Source organism: Bacteroides sp. f07 (assembly GCF_042854785.1).
GTDB lineage: Bacteria > Bacteroidota > Bacteroidia > Bacteroidales > Bacteroidaceae > Bacteroides.
In genome coordinates, this window is record NZ_BAABXI010000001.1 from 2,254,809 (window position 1) to 2,275,576 (window position 20,768).

Below are 20,768 nucleotides of genomic sequence, written 5' to 3' on the forward strand. Positions count from 1 at the left end.
TTTTTATTAATTAGTCTTGTTTTTTACCTTATGCTCCCCATAACCGTAACCATAACCATATCGTTTACCATAGCCATAGTATTTGCCATATTTACCATAACCATAGTAATAGCCATATTTCTTCTTCTGAAGATTCAAACCATTGATGGCAATACAGAGATTAGGCAGTTTATTGTTTTCGGCAAGTTCGTTAATCAAAGTGAACTCTGCCTTACGGGTGTAATCAGCACGACATACATAGACGGATAAATCCGCCACACGTCCTATTAGCAAAGTATCTGTTACCATACCTACCGGAGCCGTATCCAATATCACATAATCAAAGCTCTTCTTAAGTGTTTCAACAGCTTTCTCCAATCCGTCACGAGCCAATAACTCTGTCGGATTAGGAGGAACTGTACCACCAGGAAGAATATATAAGTTCTTGTTTATATCAGAAGCCTGTACCAAATCAATCAGATTTATAGCAGGATTAGTCAGAAACTGGGTAATACCATGCTCCTTTCTAGGTATGTTGAAGACCTTATTCAAGCCCGGTTTACGGATATCAAGCCCTACAATTACAACTTTCTTGCCTAACAAAGAAAGACTGATAGCCAAATTAGCGGATACAAAAGACTTCCCTTCACCACTCACTGTAGAGGTCACTAAAATTACATTCTTGCCATTTTCAAGCATGAACTGAAGATTGGTACGGACATTACGGAAAGTCTCGCTCATCAAATTGTTCTGATTCTCAAATACGGCAATAGAACCCGTCTTTTCATCTGCCAATGGAATATCACCAATAACAGGAAGCGAAGTCAGTTTTTCAACATCTACACGACCTTCTATCTTAAATTTGGTCAGACCAATCAGATAAATGATACCTACCGGAATACCTATTCCAAATACCAAAGCCGCAAGATAAATCGTACTCCGCTTCGGAGAAATTGGAGCGCCGTCCGCCTGTGCCTCGTCAATAATCTTGGCATTATTGGCTATAGCAGCCAAAACAATGGCATTCTCCTCACGCTTTTGAAGTAACATCAGATACAAGCCAGACTTGATTTCCTGCTGGCGGGCAATACTAACAAACTGACGTTCCTGAGTGGGCGCGTCACTGATACGACGAGAATAGCGGCCTGCCTCACGAGCTAAATCCGCCCTCGTAATTTCCAGACCTTTCAGCATTGCATCCAAAGTGGTCTGTATGTTGCCACGCATCGCACGGATGCTGGCATTAAGATTTACAATTGCCGGATTGTTTTCAGTCGATGTACGCAACAGACGGTTACGCTCGGACACCATTTCATTATACCGGTCAATTGCTCCCGCTACACTAGCATCCTGTAAACCGACATTCGAAGGCAACACTTCATATTCGGCACCCTGCAGATATCTTTGCAAATCCATGACAAGATTAATCTGAGTCTGATTCTCCACGCGTTTCTTCTCATATTCGGCATTACCAGCCAAGGCTATTTGGGCTTCACTTGTCAAATCCGTAATACCTGCGCTACGCTTGAAGTTCTCCAAATCACGCTCTGTACTGCCCAGTTCTTTTGAGATAATACCGATACGTTCGTCAATAAACTCGGCTGTTCTCTGAGCCACCTCATTCTTGTCATTGTTGGCATTGATATTATACATTTCAAGCAGCTTGTCTATATAGTCCTTACCACGTTGGGTATTGGAGTTTTTAAGTGAAACGGTTACTACTGAAGTAGCCTTCGAGGTAGGGATTATTGACAGGGAACCGGCGTATCCTTTCGCTACAGAAAAAGGTCTGTTAATATAAGCCGTGATATGGCGTTCTTTTGTTACACTCTCAGGACGAAGTGATGACAAGGTATCGTTGTTCGCAAAAAAAGCAATTGTACCTTCATCGGTCGGGAGTACGGCAGGCAATTTCTCAAAACGTTTCCGGTACTCTTTTTCTCCCACCTTAATCTGTACATCCATCACACCGGAAGGTTGCAAGGACATATCTACTTCCATTGTCTGAGGAAGTTTATCCGCTTCCTGAGGAGTCAGGCTCACTAAGACAGGAGAAGTGCGATACAGTTCCTTTTTGGGAAACCTGTCCTCGTCCATATAAGTCACGAACAATCCCAGAGAACTGACCACCTCCCTTGCCAATGTTCTGGAACTCAAAACTTCAATTTCATTCTCTATATTACCCGATGAGGAGACAAAACCGTTCATCCCCATCTTTTCCAGTTCGGATGACATATTCGCACCACCGCCTTTCTTCTCATCCTTGATCAGGACTGTGGCGGAAACATTATAAATGGGGGTTGTCAAACGTAAATACCCCCATGCTAAGGCAACACAGACTATTACCGAAGCTACGAACCATGGCCAATGAATCAGATAATGGAAAAGGATTTCCTGAATATTGATCTGCTCTTCAGATTGTACTCCCGTTTTTTCTTTTCTTTCCTCAATCATATGATGTTATTATCTGAAGATTGTTACTAATAAACTTGCTAATGAAATCAAGATAGATGTAGCTGAGAACCAAATACTCGTACTGTTGCTGATATCCGAATTACGGGCCTTCGCCTTATTCGGAGTCACATATACAATATCATTCTGCTGCAACCAGTAATAAGGGGAAAGCAGAGTTTCAGCCTTATTCAAATCCAACGTTATGATCTGCTGCTTACCGTCAGCATCTTCACGAATCAATTTTACATTGTCACGCATTCCATAAATCGTCATGTCACCTGCCATGGCCAAAGCCTCCAACAGGTTCACTTTCTCATTGCTGATAGTGAATGTACCGGGACTGGCAACTTCACCCAATACGGAGATTTTATAGTTGACCATACGGGCGGTAACAATCGGAGTTTCTTTGATGTAAGGTTTCAGCTTCTCCATTATCATTTGCTCCACTTCCTTTTTGGTCAGTCCACCAACTTTCAATATTCCCAATACGGGAAAATTGATATTACCCTCATTATCTACCAGATAAGTCTGTTGGGAGGATTGGGAAGCACTCTGTGAGTTTCCGGCAGTCATACCGGCAGAACCGGTCGCGGTCAAGTTGAAAGGAGCCGCCAGTTCAGGGTTGGTACATGACACCACAACAGTAAGCTGATCTTTCGGCATTATCCTGGCATCATACAAAGTTTCCTGTTGGACAGCCTGTCCCACCACTTCAGAATCCTGCAGATAAGGAACTTTCTTATAGGACTGGCAGGAAGCAAGCAGAAAGATGGCAACTAAGCAGGAAAGTATTCCCCTAGCTTTTATCTGCATACTTGTAGCAATGCAAAATGATGTATTCATAATATATTCTAGTTTATTATTCTTTATCCAGTACCTCAAATCGCGGAGAATTCTTCGACTTGAATTCAGGCACTACTTTCTTCATCAGTCTGACCGTATCCATTATCTCTACAGCACGGGAAAGTCTCTCAAACTCTGTGTACGTATCAAGAATATCGGCATATTCATAACGACGGACTTTAGCAATCATAATCTTCTTGTTCTCAGTCGGAATCGTATTTTCCTTATCACTCAATACTTCCTCATAAAGCTTCTCGCCAGGGCGCAAGCCAGTGAATTCTATTTTGATATCCTCACCCGGACGGTAACCCGCCAGTTCAATCATACGGGTAGCCAAGTCTACAATCTTAACAGCCTTACCCATCTCAAAGACAAAGATTTCATTACCCTCTCCCATCGTAGCAGCCTCCATTACCAGGCGACAGGCTTCGGGAATGGTCATGAAGAAGCGGATGATATCAGGATGAGTGACTGTGACAGGGCCGCCATTCTCTATCTGTTCCCTGAAACGGGGAATGACCGAGCCATTGCTGCCCAATACGTTACCAAAACGGGTCGTGATGAATTTGGTATGACCTTTCACTTTTCCCTCACGAATGGCACAACCCAGACTTTGAACATAGATTTCAGCCAGACGTTTGGAGCATCCCATAACATTCGTTGGATTCACGGCCTTATCAGTGGAAACCATGATCATTTTTTCAGCACCATACTCCACAGCCATATCAGCTACCTGACGGGAACCTGTGACATTCACAAGGACAGCTTCGCAAGGGTTTTCCTCCATTAAAGGCACATGCTTGTAAGCGGCGGCATGAAAGACAACCTGAGGATGGTAAAGGTCAAATACCATACGTACGCGCTCTTTCACACGAACATCACCGATCACCGGAATAAAATCTATGGTAGGATAATTCTTTTCAAATTCCAAACGGACATTATGCAAGGGAGTTTCAGCAGAATCGAACATGATGAGTTTCTGAATACCCATCTGTACCAACTGACGGCAAAGTTCGCTGCCGATACTACCCGCAGCACCTGTTACCAGTACAACCTTACCCCGGAATTCTTCCGCAACCTGACGAAGGTTTATATTGATTTCGGCACGTCCCAGCAAATCTTCAATCTTGATGGGACGTACCCACTGATGGAAGTTTCCGTCAGAATCCGCCTCACTGATGGTAGGTGCAATCAGAGTTTTAAGGGAATTGCTCTTACAGTATTCCAAGAGACGGTTTTCCTCCAGACGGGTATCTTCGTAACGGGCAAAAAGAATACCCTTAATACCACGCTTACGCATGATATAGTCGACATCCGATTCATTTTCAAAGTAATAAATGGGAAGATCAGCCAGGCGCCGGCGGCTGTTATTCTTGCCATAGACATAAAAGCCCGCAACCTTATAATGCGCACTGTCGCGGAGACGGATTTTCAGGGCGACACTCTCTTCGTCAACACCATAAATAAGGATACGTGTGTTCTTTTTATTTACCCAGTCCAACAAGAAGTCATAGGTGATAATAAGTGATACACGAAAGACTGTCAGCGCAGCCAGTGTCAACAAACCGTCAAACAAGAGATAGGAAACTTTATAATTATCAGGTAACAGCGTTTCAGATATAATCCAAAAGGAAATCACTGACAAACATCCGACCTTGAACAGGACGGCACACATGATGCGCCAAAGCTCACGTGCCTGAGAAAAGCGGATGGTATTACGATAGGTGTGGAACAACAGAGCTCCTGCAATAGTTGCCACAAAAGAAACTCCGACAAACTGGCAAAGCATCCAATCGTTCATCGGAACATGTGCCATATAATGAATGACAGCATAAGCTACCAACGAACATAAGACAGATATTACTGTGTCAATCCCCAAAATAATCCAATAACTCAAGTAATTCTTACGAACATATTGAGCTATACCCCTTAATGTCTTTTCCATTATAGTATAAACGAATAAATTATATTTCAAATTGATTTATTTGACCGATAATTATCACCTTTGATATTTACATACATTTTCACATTGCATCTTTATAAAAAAATGCAATTCATAAATACTTTCATGGATTTTTATTTATTCGAGAGGTTATCGGCATATAGATATAACTTTTTATTGCCGATATCAGATAGACTGTCTGCTAGATTTTGCAAACTTTCATTACATTCTTGTAGTAAAATCCCCATACCCCCATAAAATAAACCGATGATTAATCGTGTAATTCCCCTTTTTTATGATACCGGCTCTACACATCCTACCGGTATATCTACACATGCACACCCTAGCATTGTCAATCGGACAGCAACCTTTGATTTCCCATTCACATTTACCAGCTCCCCTTCCAGTCCTGTTAATGGTCCTTTGATAACCCGTATCTTCTCTCCCGGTGCCAATGGCGATGTGCTCATACTAATCGTCTCATCCGAATAGTCGAGCATAAATTTGAATCGCAACATTTGCTGGTCGGGAATGACGGCCGGAGTACTCTCCCCACGGAGTACCATGTAACGGCTGATTGCGGATAAAGTCAAAACTTCTTTTTGTTCATGCGGATCAACGTGAACGAAAATCATCATCGGAAGTAATACCCGATCAACAACTTTACGGCGATCGCTCCATTGATGCACTTCCTGTTGAATCGGAAGGAAGTTTTCAATCCCCATTTTGGTAAGACGCTCACTCGTTTTTTTCTCGTGACAGACACGTACAATTGCCACTAACCAACGTTTAGAGCGCGCTACGCTTCTGCCAATCACATCTGTTGGCAGAACTTTTCGATCGTCATTTTTGTTAATGATCATGTATTTTTACCCTTCATTTTTCCGTCACTTTACAGACAACGGAATGAATTTGGTTGCAAAGATAGATAAAATTATAAATAGCAAACAAGAAAAAACACTTTCTTTTTACTCACAAATCTAAATATATGGTTAAAATGGGTATTACTTTTCCACACAACGAACAAAGCAAGCATCCTTGCCTCCACTTGTACCCCAACTGCCCATAGGATAGAAATCAAATGTAAAATAATTGAAGTCCCAAGCTACATTGTCTGTCATTGTATTATTTATTTTATTCTGACCGGTCTTGTCATACCAGTATATTGCACCGGGACGCATATAGATGTCATAAAACAATGGACAGTCTTTAACACCATGAGGATATAGAGCGGTGCTATCTGTCGGGAAATATGTATTTCTACTTGAAGCGTATCTTAAAATTCCTTTATATTGATTTCCTGCCGATTCACCTCGAAAATCCTTTCTATGTCCATAACCGGAAGCACCTATCGGAAAGAAAAGATTTTTTCCTGTTCGTTCGTTATAAACAAAACAGCCTCTCATTCCGCGTATTTTTGAGGTTGTGTAATCATAACCGTATACATCATTAAGATCATCAGCAACTTCTTTTGCCCCATCTCCATATAATACTCCATATCCTTGTTTAATATCTCCACTATCAAACAAGGCCTGATAGTCTGCGGCACTGGCAACCTTCCAACCGGTTTTAGGCTCTGTGAAATCAGAATTTTGGGTTATATCACTCCACTTTTTCTTTTCACTGCTTCCGGCTATTGTAAACAAGCCATCTGCAGGATATGATTTGTTGAAATCTTCCGGTTTGACATTAACCCAATATTCTTTGGGATTTTTATTATTCAACGCATCAATAGGATAATCCCAATTACCACGCCCAAACAGAGAGCCCTCGTCCAAAGGTGATTCCGCTTCTTCTGTTTTTGTCCTCATGTTCTTGGTATGCCATCTCGTTCCGCCTGCTATCAGATCGTCCGGGCTGTCACCCTGCCGTACAAATATCAAGTGATAACAAGTATAGTTGTGATATTCAATCCTTATAATAGCATAACGGGAAGTATTGGCATCACATGTTCCATCAAAATTGACATTAAAATCAATCTCGGAACCTGTTTTTCCATATACGGTATCTTTTATACATTCTGACATCCCACTTCCTTTATCAAGATTGACAACCCGGCCTGCACTGCCATCACTGTTGCAATATCTTACAACATATGCTTTCCACGGTCCTTCTGACACAAACGTTTCAAACCGGGTTGCATTCTCCTTTGGCAAGCGTTTCAACACCACATGAAACGGATCACTCTTTCCGTTACTGCGATATATGCCTTTGGGATTTACAATACGACGCACCTGATAAATGGTTACCATATTTTCAAACAGCTTTTCCAAACCTTTCAGCTTGGTAGTAATCTTGACTTCCGCTTTCCGATGATATGCAACATAAGGATTGTTGCCTGTATAAGCCGTTTCTTTTATTAATTGTTTGGCACGTGTATACATCGGAATAAATACATTGTATGTATTCATTTCGGTGGGATCTTTCTCCACACGGTATGTATCTTCCAAATCGGAGCCAGTTGTAGTATGTTCTCCCACGCTCATCTCTGTGTATGTGCGCTCCCCTCTTTTAGGAGCTTTCTCATAATGTTCTTTATTCGAATCTACATTTACCGAAGTGGTCGTCGTAGGAATAACCAGATCTACCGTCTTATGTAACGACAGAAAGCCATTCCATTGTTTATCATTCGGGCTGTCCATTTGATAATAATACACCGACTTATCTGCATTGTAAGGAGCCCAACGATTGTCCTGGATTTCCGCCTTTATATATTCAATTTCACGTCCACCGGTATTAACCTTGATGGGGTACATCATAGAGTGATTATATAGGTATGAAATAAAATAGGGCTCCGGAGTTACCACACCCGGTTCCGGTTCTTCATATTCGATATGCCAGTCTACATCATTGGCGAAATTGTTGAATCTCAGCGTTAGCTTGTAATGACAGTTACGCTTGGCGTTATAATCTTTATAAATATCCTGTCCAAGCATGAACCGATATTTTATAGGACCGTTACCAAGCTTTTCCGAATTGATGGATATGTAATAAGCATCGACCTCTACATATGTACCATACGGTTTATCGTCTTTATGTATATAACCGGGATCTCCAGGCATTCCCGGAGCATCAAGACCATCTTTTCCATCAGCATCCTGCCGTTTATCCTTGCCTTCCCCCTGTATATTCTCATAAAAGTAAACGGCAACAGAGTCTTCGTGATGCGAACCATAATAAGGTTTCCCCCGTGTAATACGCGGCCCTTTATATTCATGGTCGAAATCTGTCGGTGGGTCACCTTTATAGTATTTTATCTCTTCGCCATCCAACAATGTCTTGTCCAGCCCGTATCCTTCCGCACCTATATTATTCTCCTTCCCTAAATAACATTGTGACGGGATATCCTTTATCTGCACCGATTTAAGGTATACAAAAACACCTTCTTTCAGGCGACTGCCGTCATAAGCGACTGTAAGCTTCGAAGCAGCCCGGCGTAACCACGAATGCAGGTAGATAGTCGGCCTGTTGATGGTAAGAGGTTCATCTTCCGGCTGGTCTTTCTTGGTTGATGTGAAATATCCAAGCATCTGACTGTTCCTGCCGACCTCACCGGATACATTATGCCAGGTAAGCGGCATACGCTTGAGTCCCTCCTTGGTCTTGATATAATCGGAATACTTGGTAAGAAGATCGGGAATATTGGCAACTGCATAGATATAGTATCTGCCAAAAGGTATTTCTTTCAATTTGAAAGTGGCACGCGGGGTCTGCGTCTCTGCCGAGATATTATTGTCTGCATCCGCATCCACACGTTTTTCATCAGTTGTTTCAAAATCAAAAATCTGACGGCTCTGATTCTCTACAAGATTTCCGTCTTCGTCATACAACAAAATATAAAGTGTCTCTATCGCCTTAATCGCATTTCCCGCTGCTCTTGTGCTCCGCGTAAGCCCGGAAGCCATGGGACGGAAATCCACTGTGGCGGATACTATACTCTTGCCTTCCCCGATAGATTCCGGCCTTTCAAACCAGTCATCCACACAACTTGCCGCACTGAAAGCAAGTATGAAAAGAAGTGTATATAACGTGTAACGTCTCATCATTTTATCGTATTATTATTCTTTCTTATTTTGTTGTTTCTATTCCATTTATAATCCGAAATCCGGCTCAAGAATAACCTCACTATATGGTATTACATCTACTTTTACGCCTTCCTCCCAGAAAGTGACGTCAACCAGTACATGAGTGTTTCGGAAAAGGGCTTTCAGATTCGGGAAAGGCTGGGTAAACGACAGTTCGTTCTCTTCCGGAAGTCCGGTCCCACCTTCAGGATGCTTCTCTGTCAGATGAAGCGTCATTGTGTAGACTTGCTCTCCATATTCCTGCGTTCTGTCTTTGAGATTTTTGCTTTCCGGCAGATAAAACACAGGAAAAATCTCTTTGCCGGGAGTAGGTGCTTCATTCACATGGTACGTGAGACCGGAAACGAGTGTCGGAGAACGGACGATAACTTCTTCGTGAGTCTGTCCGGAAGGGATATCGTAATCCTGTATCCATCCTCTCCTATCCGCCAAGCTCGCATCGTCCAGATGTTCCTGTGACTCATCAGCCATTTTCTTCAGCCACTCGATCCAAAAAAGCGGCTCGTCCTCAAAGAACATTTCTTTTTCCTTTTTATGGGGGATCAGATAAGTTTCCCCGACTATTCCGGAAACAGCAATTGCGTCCACACTGACAGCATTCTCACGCTCGTTCGTGAAACGGAATGTGAACTTGGTAGCGGCACGGACCAAATAGAACTGCCGCTCTACCAAGCTCTCCTCATTGACCGGAACATCATACACCGAACTCATGGGAATGGGGATTTTATAGTCGGGGGCGAAATGCAGTTCGTCCACAATGCTCCTGAATGTATTATCGCCTGCTGCCAATGCTTCCAGTTTTCCGTGAAGCTCGGAAGATACACTCTTTTCGTTGGCTATCAGGTATATTTTCTTAGTTTCATTCCGCGTAACCTTTAAAACCCTGAAACACTCAGTTTGAGGTGTGTTACCGAAGTCTACATATACATTGTGCTCCACACTGCCGTCCGCATGAAGGATAACGATGCGCAGCGTATACATATATTCGACAGGATTATCTGCCGGGGTATCAATGGCGCGGGTTTTGTCAAGAAGAGCAGTACGAAGGATAAGCGTAGCGGTGTGGTCGTCCGGCCATACTTCGTCCATATAGCCATTCGTTCCGCTACTACATGCTGCCAACAACAATGCCCAACTGACAAATGCTGCCGTCCATATCATATGTTTCAGTATTTCTTTCACTCTATATCTACATTGGAACGCACCACTCTCCATGAAAGGATTTGTATTACTGTACTTACCCATTTATTGTCTTCATCAAGGAAAAATGTCATGTTATACTCATCTGCCCGGTCGAGAAATTCCTGTTCGGACATATTCCTGTTACATTCGCCTCTTACCAACAGAGCGTAGTCGATAACCGGAATGGAAACGACTAATTTTCCTTCGGTAGTACGAATCGTCAACATCGGACGTGGGTACTGATTCCAGTCTCTTTTCACCAGCCTGCTTACCGTAAGTTCTGCTACGGCTGCTTTGACTGTTGTTACAGCACGGTTCCCGGCTTCGGATATTACACTCGCACCGGCTTTTGTTGGTATATCAACGCCTGCTTCACCCGAATAGGTAGACCAGGCACGATAGGTAATCGGCTCGTCATTGATCAATGAATTATCATGTGCCATCCAACCGTTCCGGTCTTCGATGCTAAAGACAAAGTCGTCAGCGTTTATATCTTCTCCGGAAAGATGCTGAAGCACCACACGGAAGACATTCGTATCTTTTGTCAGCGGCATGACGTATGTATATTCGCCCCCGTCATCATTTACAGGCAGACTGACATCGAGAGTGCCATGAAACAACGGATGTAAGTCATTCTTGGAACAAGTGATATATTTTTGTGTATCTGTTGTTGCATCCGTCACTATATCATATTGCCGTTTCAACTTACAATGCAAATCTTCCAGATGACAGCCATGCGATGCGTCGGGCAAAGTGAAGGATTCTTCATTGTCAAGTCCGCACCAGGCGACAAGGTGATAATCACCAGGGGCAAGGTCGAGAGTCATGGTATAATCGCCTGACGCAAGGATACTGCCTTGTTCGGCAGACTGCCATACCAACTCTCCATCGGGATTGAATGCGTAAAGTCTGACGGACTTCACTTCATGAGCAAAAGCGTCGGCAAACTTCAAGTTCATGTCATAACGGAATTTCAGACGGTAGCGCACGGAGCAGTCACCTTCATCGTTATAAATCATGCCGTCACACGACACGAGCAGGAAGGCACTCACTGCGACTGCCAGCACTGTTATTCCCCATTTTTTGATATAAGACAGTGTGTTCATTATCTATCATTTCTTATTAATGATCATATATATAGTCTGTGACCGAAACCACAGTGGAAATGTCTGATTAAGTGGAAACCCTGAATCTTCTTCGGATTTCAAAATGGCATCTCTCTTTGCGCCGATGCCCAAGCGCTTTCTTTACATTAAAAAGATGGCGGAACTCTTTCCCGACGGGAAGCGTCCCGCCATCAGGATTACTTAGTGGTTGTTTTTATGGTTCTGTTTACTATGAATAATCACCATTCCAAATCAACATTCTGTTTTACAACTCTCCATGAAAGGATATTGATTTGTGCAGCAAGATAAGTGTCATCGTCTGTCGGATGTTGCGGAATGATTTTTTCATCAGGATTCAAAACCGGAGTTCCGAGACCAGCTACCGAGTTGATGGCAATATCGTAAATATGGTTACGTACTACACCGTACTTACCTTTAGTATCTTCGGCACTTTCTTCATGCTTGATGTCAGTATAGTAATATGTTTGACCGGATGACCATACCCTTGCACCGATCGAATTCTTATTGGCAAGTACTTTATTTACCTCATCGTGAGTAGCGTACGCTTTTCCATCTGCTTTATAGAATGTTACATCTTTTACCGTTTCTTCATTCAATTGCAAATAGCTCAAATATCTTTTGCTTTCTTCTGAAGAATTATCTGCTACACCTGCCTCTATTCCGGAAACAAGTTTCACCATATCCTTGCTAATTGATACCAGTTTCTCATCTTCGCCATCTACTTCTTTTGTATAAATCTGAGTATTTACAGTACCCAACATTGCCGTCAACGCGCCATCTTCCGTATACTGAGTTCCGCCCCATTCCGCCAGACTAAGAGGAGTAGCAACATTATTCTCATCTACCGTCACCAATACTGCTGCAATAATCGCCTGAGTACGATTGCTTGGTTCATCAGCCGGGGTGTAAGTGGACTTTGTTCCATCATTATTATCCGCAGCATTTTCAAGACAGTATGCATTGTGCCCATCATATGAGGTAGAATTTCCATTCTCAACTCCTTTAGTGCCAACCTTTTTAGATATTTCATTATATGATAAATAACCAAGTGTAACATCTGCCGGATTCTGCGCCCAATAAGAACGATAAAGAGCAGGCATATTCCAAGTCCAACCTAAATTCCAGTTAGAAGCTACTTTTTTGAAAAGATATGTCTTGTCAGCAGTACCCGTCACATCCCATCCGGTGAAAATGGCATATACCACTTTTGCATCTGCTCCTTCACCAACAGTAATATTAGTTTCACTGTCTTTTGCTGTTTTCAACGGAACAGCCACATAGTCTTGGCCACCCAATGTTACTGTTTTAGGAGAAACACTTTCTTTCCATGCAGTATACAATCTTGCTTTAGCCCATACACGCTCTACATAGATATTTACCGGATCATCAATGGCTGCATCAGGTTTAGTTTTCAACTTATCTGCAGTTACCTCAACTTCACAACAGAATTTTTCGGAACCAAATACAGAACTTGTCATCAAGAAACCCTCCTTAGTAGAACCTGACGACGCTATTTCATCACGAAGCTGATTCAAAGACTTGTTAGCATCGCCTAAGAAACAGCCGGCACCGACCCCACCGTTAAGCACCGCAACCATAGACTTAAGACCATCTACATTGTCATCCTTATCCGTTTCAATAACAAGTACAGCATTCACCTTTTCTTCAATATTAGGCATTTCGCCTTCACCACTTCCCAAATCTTTACCTTCAAGTGAATAATCATAATAATTCTTCCCTTCACGTCTTACCGGACAAGCAGAACCATCTGCTTTGAAGAAATAGAAACGTATCGATTTCACCTCATTTTCATTTGCCAGTCCTTCTTCAAACAAATCTCCATCCTGATTTCCGGGATTCACAGTAGCACGCGTTCTGATAGCAGCCGGATTCGCGATCTGAACAGACAGGAAACGGCTTTGACCGTCAAATTCCGGACTGTCGTTTTCGGGCATAATTTCATCGTTGGAACAAGCACTAAATGCCATTACTCCAAGCAAGCCCCAAAATAAATTTGATAACTTCATAAAATTAAATGTTAATGGATTAATAAATTATTTTCAGCTTTCTCTATTTTATCTATTTCAATAAGGATTATCTCAGCCTGCTCTATTCCCATCGCCTTCGCATCATTCAGGAATCCTCGCGCACTATCATAGTCCTCAACAAGGAAGGCATATGCCCCACGGGCGTAAACAGCTTGTGGTGAATTTCCCGCTTTCGGAAGATAGCGCTTTGCACTTTCAAGATCCTTACGTTGCATTGCGGAATTCGCCGCATTCAAGTTGGCCGTCTCATCATCAGGATACATTCTCACAGCCGTTTCGAACACATCGTTAAATTCTGCGCTTCCCGGTTCGTATGTCCGTGCCACGAGATAAAACTCATTGAGACTGAGTTTCTGAGGTTGTGTCCGCATGATGCGTTTTATCTCTTCCACATCACTGAAGCTGCGGATAACATAGTCTATACGATAATCGGTATGACGCAATGCCGGATAACAGTTCTGCAACAAGAAGCGGTATTCCTCCGGATAAGTCCGCTTTATCTTCGCTTCTTTTGCATCCGGTTCCAGACTACTGTCAATCATGTTCAGTATCTCTGTGCGGTGTGCCAGATTTGTCTTCTCAACATAGCGCCGCAACCCTGCCCAATCTTCCGGCTCATAGTCCGTGATTATCACACTATCCTTGAAATGATATAGCTGATTGATATAATGTTTCAATGCCGCCGTACGGCCTATTGCCAAATCCCGATTATGAGAGTACGGACTTTCAGGCGACGCATACCCCTTAAGCCATACCGAAGTAATAGTGATATCCTTGTCGTTCCGTACAGAATCGATGGAAGCTTGGATTTTACTCAATTCATGTGTATTCCGACGATATTCAGGATAAATAACCGTCTTATCGACCGGGAAATCAATGAAGGCCGAGCCGGAAAGCGAACGGCTCTTGACCGCCTCTGCCTGAGGGTAGACATAGAGCAACTGCGGAGAAAGAGGAACCACTTCCATATAACCTCCCAACGGCTCTACACATTCTGCCAATAGCGTGTTGCAGCAGCCGTAATCGCTACGATACAATTCCAGTGCGGCTCCGTTCATCCATCCATAATAAGGGATAATGGCATGGTATGCCACATCGGAGGGTTTTGAACGTGCTTTGAATGACATTTCTTTTGCACCGGACAGCATACTTTCGCCATTACGCACATAATAATAGTAACGTTGGCGGCCATAAACTCCTATTGACGGAAGCTCGAGCGTATCTGTCGCACACACAAAGCGGGGAGTAAGCAATACAGCCCTGTTTACGTCCACATCCAAAGGTGACAAGCCCATGTTCATGTCAACCACTATATATTCACCGTTCCGTTCAATCCTGAGACTATCGGTGGTCACCCCGACAGTTTGCTGGGCATTCAGCATACAGCCTGCCCCCAACAATGCTGTTATAATAAGAATTATCCGTTTCATAACTAAACGCTTTTAGAATAAATAGACTAGATTTACCGCCGCTTTAGTAGGCCCGAAGTAATTATGCGGTTTATTTTCACCGACTTTCTTCCCACATCCGGCACACCTGAAGCGGTCATAGCGGGTATAGGAATAGCCTACACCGATTTCGGCTTCGATATTCCAATGCCGCCCTAATATCCAGGCATAACCATAAGCAACGCCTGCACCAACAAACCATCCTTGATACCGAGTGTCTTTAAGAGTAGAAAAATCTGTGCCCAATAGGTTGAAATCAGTATCTATACCACCGATATTATACTGCCCACCATGTAAATGAGCTCCAACAAAATGCCCCGCAAAGCGGTCACAGAACCAATAACGGGCTTCAGGCTGCACAGCCCAGTGCTTCCACCGACGATCATGTGATAATGTCCATGCATTGAGCTCTCCGGAAACGTCCAATGTCCAACGGGGAGCAAGCCCTACCTCAAGACCCGTATTTATATTCAGAAAAACATCGGATAGAATATTGGTCTTTATTGCCACATCCTGTGCACTGGCCGGGTGAGCCACCATATTCATGACTATTATCAGAAGAAAAATCCCTAGCTTCATCATTTGTGTGTATTCTTATGCTAAATATTTGTTGTTATTTCCCTCGGAATAGCATTCAAACAGACAGCAATAAACAGATTAACAGTTTACTGATAATCCAAGAATATAACTTGTTTTTAGTTTCCCTTTTAAATATGTTTATGCCCCAATTCTATCTGTTCGATAGCTTAATCCGATACTTCTCTTATCAAGAAAAGTACCGCTAATACTAATAGCTGATATTTACATATTTGCATTATATCGGCACGGTAATCTGCTTAACATTTGACAAAAAATGCTAATATTTTTTGTTGCGAAACAAAAAAGTTTATTCAATATAATATCGTATAGCTTATTTTTTGTAATTTCGCGCCATCTAATACTTTTCTTGATAAGAAAAGTACCGGGGTTAACAATGTGTTTTCATACTTTTTCTGTTATTACAACGAATTGATAATAAGACTATTAGCTTTATCAATAGCAGAAGTATCCAATGAAGCAAGATAAATTTTCGTAGTATTTTCAGAATCGTGCCCCATAGCTTCACAAATAACCGAGATAGAGATGTTTTTGCTTTTAGCTATGCTTGCCCAAGCATGGCGGGCAACATATGTTGTCAATACAACATTCAGACCCAACAGTTTTCCAATCATTTTTAATTTCCTGTTTATCAGGTGTGCCGCATTCTGATATTGCCGCCTCTCATTTTTACCTGTATCTTTTATTATCGGCAGCAGATAAGGCGTATCTACCGTATCATACTTGTTGATAATCTCCTGCATGGGCTTTTCCCATTTGATAAAAAGCTGCTGGTTCGTTTTATGACGCCGATAGGACAAGATACCGTTCCGGATATCTTTCTTTTTAAGAAATGCCATATCCACAAATGACATCCCGCGGGTATAGAACGAAAACATAAAAATATCCCGGGCATAATCCATCGACGGGGAAAACCTCAACTCCATATCCCTTATCTGACGAATGACTTTCATGGGTACAGCACGCTTCATAGTCTTGTCAATTCCGGTATACACATGTTTGAACGGATTACGCTGCACGGTCAGCTCCTTGTCTACGGCACGGTTATATATTGCCCGCAAGTTTCTCATATAATAGGAAGAGCTGTTGGGGCATACTCCGGCAGATTTCAAATACGTTTCATACTCGACCATAAGGACGGAATCGACTCCTTCAATCAGTATATCGCCACGATTTCCCATGAAACGCTCGAAACTATTCAGAGCCGCCGTGTAGGTTTCGGCAGTACGTTCTTTACCGATCTGCTCCAATTGCGTAATAAGCTCCCGACCAAACGAAAGAAAACCGCCGACGGAAGGAGATTGGTAAGATCTCACTACATCTTCTGAAGTAAAGGTATCTTCAGAACGCTCGAGTCTCAGGACTATTTCCCGAAGACGGGACTGATCTTCCAAAACACATTTCTTCAATGTAACCAGATAACGTGTACGAATTGCATCATCAACAGGAATGATGATTAACGACAATCGTTTGTCCCATTCTGAGGGAAAAAGCTTGTAGCCGGTGTTTATCCATCTCACAACCCTGTTATGAGTCACTTGATAAAACAAAGTCCCCTCTTTTTCAAGAACAGAGGATGGACGAAATTTAACTTTTACTGTTGCCATATAAGTTATATTTTGAATTAAACAATTAGTGATATAACAAATATGGAAATAAAAAAAAGAGACCGAATAACTTTTTATTGTTAAACTGTCTCTTTCTATTTCTTTTTTAGGGTTTACTTAGAATCCATCTACCATTTATAATTAATACCGAAACTGAGCAATTCTTTCAACTGGAAGAAACTGTCGCCCTCAGTCGGTTTGGAACTGTCATCAAAACGGGTATGCACATAAAGTTTGGTGGAGAGATAACGGTTCAGGACAAAGTTGAATGTGTTCTCCCATTCAACACGTGCCCAATGATAATTGGTCAGATAATTGAGACGGGATTCCAACGTTACAGCAGAGATAATGGTCCAGTTGAGCGTTGACTGTAATTGGGAACCGAAGTCATTCTTGGAACATTTACCTTCATCCAAACCGAATTTGACTTCATCTACTTCTGAACTGCCGATATAACGCAGGTTGTAAGTCAACGGCGCCATAAAAACGGAAAGGTTGAATTTCTTCTTATTCAGTTTGTAGTCCATACCCACACTGACAGCCAAATCTGCCGGTGACATGAATGTTGAAACCAATTCTTCGGCATTTGCTTTATAACCGTTGAAGAACTGGGTCTTAAATTCTGAAGAAATGGTATAATACCAATTCTTCAGAGCTCTTAAACCTAATTTATTATACAAACGGAACTGGTCGGTATTAAACAAATATTTATGGTATTTGTCCGAAGGAGTGGACGTCATACCCACTTTAGCTTCGAGCTGATTCTCGAACAGGACCTTTTCGTTATCATTGTAATTTGCGAAAACCTGAAAAGTCGCCAAGCCGGAAAAGTTACTTTCGCCACCCTTGTACCAGTTATCCGAGAGGTGGTTCTGGCTGATTTGCAGCGATCCGCTACCACCGGTCACCCACCAGTTAGGACGGCTGATCTTTATATCTGCCTTACCTACATTATCATCCATGTTTTCCGGCTGGAAGAGATGAACGACACTGGCTTTTGGAGATATTTTCGGTTTTATGTCGCGACGGAAAACATCACGGCTCATAATGCGGTCTTCCGTAGTGACTACCAGTTCCGGTTTTTGCAGATAAAGGTTCATCAATGCCTTATTGACTATTGTATTGGCACGTTGGGTCTTGGTAAATGCCAGCGTGTCATAAGGAAGAAGTCCGGCCGTAAGCTGGGGAGTGGTATCCGGCAGTGCGGGTTTCCATTCCAGCTTTGAATATTGTGCCATCGGAGCATAATAATATGCCAGCGGAGTAAACAAGCGGAAGTAGTCGGGATCGGACGGAATGTAACGTGCGGGCACAGACAGATCATTCAGATAATCCAACTGGGCAATATACTTATTATATAAATAAGAAACCGTATCCAATTTTGGAGTCGGGCCCGACATATTAAGTTTGAGCATCAAATATTTCTGAAGCTCTGCTGAAAGCGTATCCGCTTTCACAACTTTGGCTTTTGCCACAACTTTTGAAGTTTTGACTGTCTTGGCGGGTTTAACCACTTCAGGGGCAGGTTGCACCGAGTCTACCGGAAGTGCAGAATCATCGGCAGGCTCCTGTGCGTAAAGCGATAACGATAATAGTGACAGGATAAAAGCTGAACATAAAGTAGTAATTCTCATCATATTTGTCTATGGTTTAGGCTGCAAAGCTACATTATTTTGTTCAGAAATCATAGGAATCTTTTAAAATTGCATTTTTTAATAAATTTGTAGAGACGAAAGACAGCATTCTTCCTCTTTTTTTTATAATTTTGCGCTTTTTAAGTTCGTAAGAATACTACTAAGTAAACAATTTTTAAAACAGTTATAGCTGTGGGAGAAACAAAGTATATTTTCGTCACCGGTGGTGTTGCCTCTTCATTAGGAAAAGGGATCATCTCATCATCCATCGGTAAGTTGCTGCAAGCAAGAGGTTATAATGTAACCATCCAAAAGTTTGACCCGTACATCAATATTGACCCGGGAACATTGAATCCTTATGAGCACGGAGAGTGCTACGTAACTGTAGACGGTCATGAAGCCGACCTCGACTTAGGACACTATGAGCGTTTCCTGGGCATACAAACGACAAAGGCGAACAACATTACTACGGGACGTATCTACAAGAGCGTGATCGACAAAGAACGCCGTGGAGATTACTTAGGAAAGACAATCCAGGTGATTCCTCATATCACGGACGAGATCAAGCGGAATGTGAAACTGCTGGGTAACAAATACAAATTCGATTTTGTTATCACCGAAATCGGCGGTACGGTAGGTGACATCGAGTCACTCCCCTACCTCGAAAGCATCCGTCAGTTGAAATGGGAACTCGGGAAGAACGCTCTTTGCGTACATCTGACTTATGTTCCTTATCTTGCCGCTGCCGGAGAACTGAAAACAAAACCGACACAACATTCGGTAAAGGAACTTCAGAGTGTAGGTATCCAGCCGGACGTATTGGTATTGCGTGCCGAGCATCCACTGAGCGACGGATTGCGCAAAAAGGTGGCACAATTCTGTAATGTGGACGATAAGGCGGTAGTACAGTCTATCGATGCGGAAACAATCTACGAAGTGCCCATCCTGATGCAGGCACAGGGTCTGGACAGCACTATTCTCGAAAAGATGGGACTGCCGGTAGGAGAAACTCCGGGGCTCGGTCCTTGGCGCAAATTCCTGGAACGCCGTCACGCCGCCAAAACTAAAGAACCGGTCAATATCGCACTAGTTGGAAAATATGATTTGCAGGATGCTTACAAATCTATCCGTGAGGCTTTATCACAGGCAGGTACTTACAACGACCGCAAGGTGGAAGTTCATTTCGTAAACAGCGAAAAGCTGACTGATGAGAATGTGGGCGAAGCACTAGAAGGCATGGCAGGTGTCATGATCGGTCCGGGATTTGGCCAACGCGGTATTGACGGCAAGTTTGTCGCTATCAAATACGCACGTACACATGATATTCCGACTTTCGGTATTTGTCTGGGTATGCAATGTATTGCCATTGAATTTGCACGCAACGTACTGGGATATGCCGATGCCAACTCACGTGAAATGGATGAAAAGACTCCGCACAACGTGATAGACATCATGGAAGAGCAGAAAGCCATCACTAACATGGGAGGCACAATGCGTCTGGGTGCTTACGAATGTGTATTGCAGAAGGATTCCAAGACTTATCAGGCTTACGGACAGGAGCACATTCAGGAACGTCACCGTCACCGCTATGAGTTCAACAATGACTACAAGGCACAATACGAGGCTGCCGGCATGAAATGTGTAGGTATCAACCCGGAATCGGACTTGGTGGAAATTGTAGAAATCCCGGCTTTGAAGTGGTTCGTTGGTACGCAATTCCATCCGGAATACAGCAGTACGGTATTGAACCCGCACCCGTTGTTCGTAGCGTTTGTGAAAGCGGCTATCGAAAACGAAAAGTAATTAGTAATTTGTAATTAAA

General features: G+C 42.8%; 13 protein-coding genes. 1 reads left to right on the top strand and 12 read right to left on the bottom strand.

The features are described 5' to 3' along the window. Positions 1 to 6: 6 nt before the first annotated feature. The 12 genes from ACGHVY_RS09155 to ACGHVY_RS09210 all read right to left on the bottom strand — a co-directional run bounded on the left by ACGHVY_RS09155 (position 7) and on the right by ACGHVY_RS09210 (position 18,949). On the bottom strand, positions 7 to 2,433 hold the full coding sequence (locus ACGHVY_RS09155) for a GumC family protein (RefSeq protein ID WP_390598332.1): 2,427 nt from the start codon (positions 2,431 to 2,433) through the stop codon (positions 7 to 9). 9 nt (positions 2,434 to 2,442) lie between these two features. Next, positions 2,443 to 3,276 carry a polysaccharide biosynthesis/export family protein gene (locus ACGHVY_RS09160; RefSeq protein WP_390598553.1) on the bottom strand — a complete coding sequence of 278 codons (834 nt, stop codon included), beginning with the start codon at positions 3,274 to 3,276 and terminating at the stop codon, positions 2,443 to 2,445. 16 nt (positions 3,277 to 3,292) lie between these two features. Continuing rightward, complete coding sequence (locus tag ACGHVY_RS09165) at positions 3,293 to 5,221, bottom strand: polysaccharide biosynthesis protein (protein ID WP_390598555.1); 1,929 nt, start codon at positions 5,219 to 5,221, stop codon at positions 3,293 to 3,295. Between the two features lie 290 nt (positions 5,222 to 5,511). After that, positions 5,512 to 6,081, bottom strand: coding sequence for a UpxY family transcription antiterminator (locus tag ACGHVY_RS09170; protein WP_390598556.1), 570 nt, complete (start codon positions 6,079 to 6,081; stop codon positions 5,512 to 5,514). Between the two features lie 141 nt (positions 6,082 to 6,222). Beyond that, a complete protein-coding gene (locus ACGHVY_RS09175) occupies positions 6,223 to 9,264 on the bottom strand; it encodes a hypothetical protein (protein ID WP_390598558.1) in 3,042 nt (1,013 codons plus the stop codon). A 45-nt stretch (positions 9,265 to 9,309) separates the two neighbouring features. After that, positions 9,310 to 10,548 carry a hypothetical protein gene (locus tag ACGHVY_RS09180; RefSeq protein WP_390598560.1) on the bottom strand — a complete coding sequence of 413 codons (1,239 nt, stop codon included), beginning with the start codon at positions 10,546 to 10,548 and terminating at the stop codon, positions 9,310 to 9,312. Next, positions 10,482 to 11,591 carry a FimB/Mfa2 family fimbrial subunit gene (locus ACGHVY_RS09185; RefSeq protein WP_390598562.1) on the bottom strand — a complete coding sequence of 370 codons (1,110 nt, stop codon included), beginning with the start codon at positions 11,589 to 11,591 and terminating at the stop codon, positions 10,482 to 10,484. Before ACGHVY_RS09185 ends, ACGHVY_RS09180 begins: the two co-directional genes overlap by 67 nt. A 239-nt stretch (positions 11,592 to 11,830) precedes the next feature. Next, positions 11,831 to 13,639 (bottom strand): Mfa1 family fimbria major subunit, encoded by a 1,809-nt coding sequence (locus ACGHVY_RS09190; RefSeq protein ID WP_390598563.1) that lies wholly within the window; start codon positions 13,637 to 13,639, stop codon positions 11,831 to 11,833. 11 nt (positions 13,640 to 13,650) lie between these two features. Continuing rightward, positions 13,651 to 15,090, bottom strand: a complete 1,440-nt coding sequence (locus ACGHVY_RS09195; RefSeq protein WP_390598565.1) for a DUF3868 domain-containing protein — start codon at positions 15,088 to 15,090, stop codon at positions 13,651 to 13,653. A 12-nt stretch (positions 15,091 to 15,102) separates the two neighbouring features. Continuing rightward, entirely contained in the window at positions 15,103 to 15,687 is a 585-nt protein-coding gene (locus tag ACGHVY_RS09200; protein WP_390599666.1) for a DUF3575 domain-containing protein, read from the bottom strand. A 419-nt stretch (positions 15,688 to 16,106) separates the two neighbouring features. After that, the gene (locus ACGHVY_RS09205; RefSeq protein WP_390598567.1) at positions 16,107 to 17,312 is read right to left on the bottom strand and encodes a site-specific integrase; all 1,206 of its coding nucleotides are present in this window, start codon (positions 17,310 to 17,312) and stop codon (positions 16,107 to 16,109) included. Between the two features lie 128 nt (positions 17,313 to 17,440). Beyond that, entirely contained in the window at positions 17,441 to 18,949 is a 1,509-nt protein-coding gene (locus ACGHVY_RS09210) for a DUF3078 domain-containing protein (RefSeq protein ID WP_390598569.1), read from the bottom strand. A 189-nt stretch (positions 18,950 to 19,138) separates the two neighbouring features. Between ACGHVY_RS09210 and ACGHVY_RS09215 the strand changes: the two genes are divergently transcribed. After that, a complete protein-coding gene (locus ACGHVY_RS09215; protein WP_390598571.1) occupies positions 19,139 to 20,749 on the top strand; it encodes a CTP synthase in 1,611 nt (536 codons plus the stop codon). The last annotated feature ends 19 nt before the right edge of the window (positions 20,750 to 20,768 follow it).

Bases quoted from the DNA above. Each gene is read 5' to 3' on its own strand.
- ACGHVY_RS09205 (WP_390598567.1), bottom strand. From the start codon at position 17,312: ATGGCAACAGTAAAAGTTAAATTTCGTCCATCCTCTGTTCTTGAAAAA.
- ACGHVY_RS09180 (WP_390598560.1), bottom strand. From the start codon at position 10,548: ATGGGTAAGTACAGTAATACAAATCCTTTCATGGAGAGTGGTGCGTTC.
- ACGHVY_RS09155 (WP_390598332.1), bottom strand. From the start codon at position 2,433: ATGATTGAGGAAAGAAAAGAAAAAACGGGAGTACAATCTGAAGAGCAG.
- ACGHVY_RS09200 (WP_390599666.1), bottom strand. From the start codon at position 15,687: ATGAAGCTAGGGATTTTTCTTCTGATAATAGTCATGAATATGGTGGCT.
- ACGHVY_RS09210 (WP_390598569.1), bottom strand. From the start codon at position 18,949: ATGATGAGAATTACTACTTTATGTTCAGCTTTTATCCTGTCACTATTA.
- ACGHVY_RS09190 (WP_390598563.1), bottom strand. From the start codon at position 13,639: ATGAAGTTATCAAATTTATTTTGGGGCTTGCTTGGAGTAATGGCATTT.
- ACGHVY_RS09160 (WP_390598553.1), bottom strand. From the start codon at position 3,276: ATGAATACATCATTTTGCATTGCTACAAGTATGCAGATAAAAGCTAGG.
- ACGHVY_RS09185 (WP_390598562.1), bottom strand. From the start codon at position 11,591: ATGAACACACTGTCTTATATCAAAAAATGGGGAATAACAGTGCTGGCA.
- ACGHVY_RS09195 (WP_390598565.1), bottom strand. From the start codon at position 15,090: ATGAAACGGATAATTCTTATTATAACAGCATTGTTGGGGGCAGGCTGT.
- ACGHVY_RS09175 (WP_390598558.1), bottom strand. From the start codon at position 9,264: ATGATGAGACGTTACACGTTATATACACTTCTTTTCATACTTGCTTTC.
- ACGHVY_RS09165 (WP_390598555.1), bottom strand. From the start codon at position 5,221: ATGGAAAAGACATTAAGGGGTATAGCTCAATATGTTCGTAAGAATTAC.
- ACGHVY_RS09170 (WP_390598556.1), bottom strand. From the start codon at position 6,081: ATGATCATTAACAAAAATGACGATCGAAAAGTTCTGCCAACAGATGTG.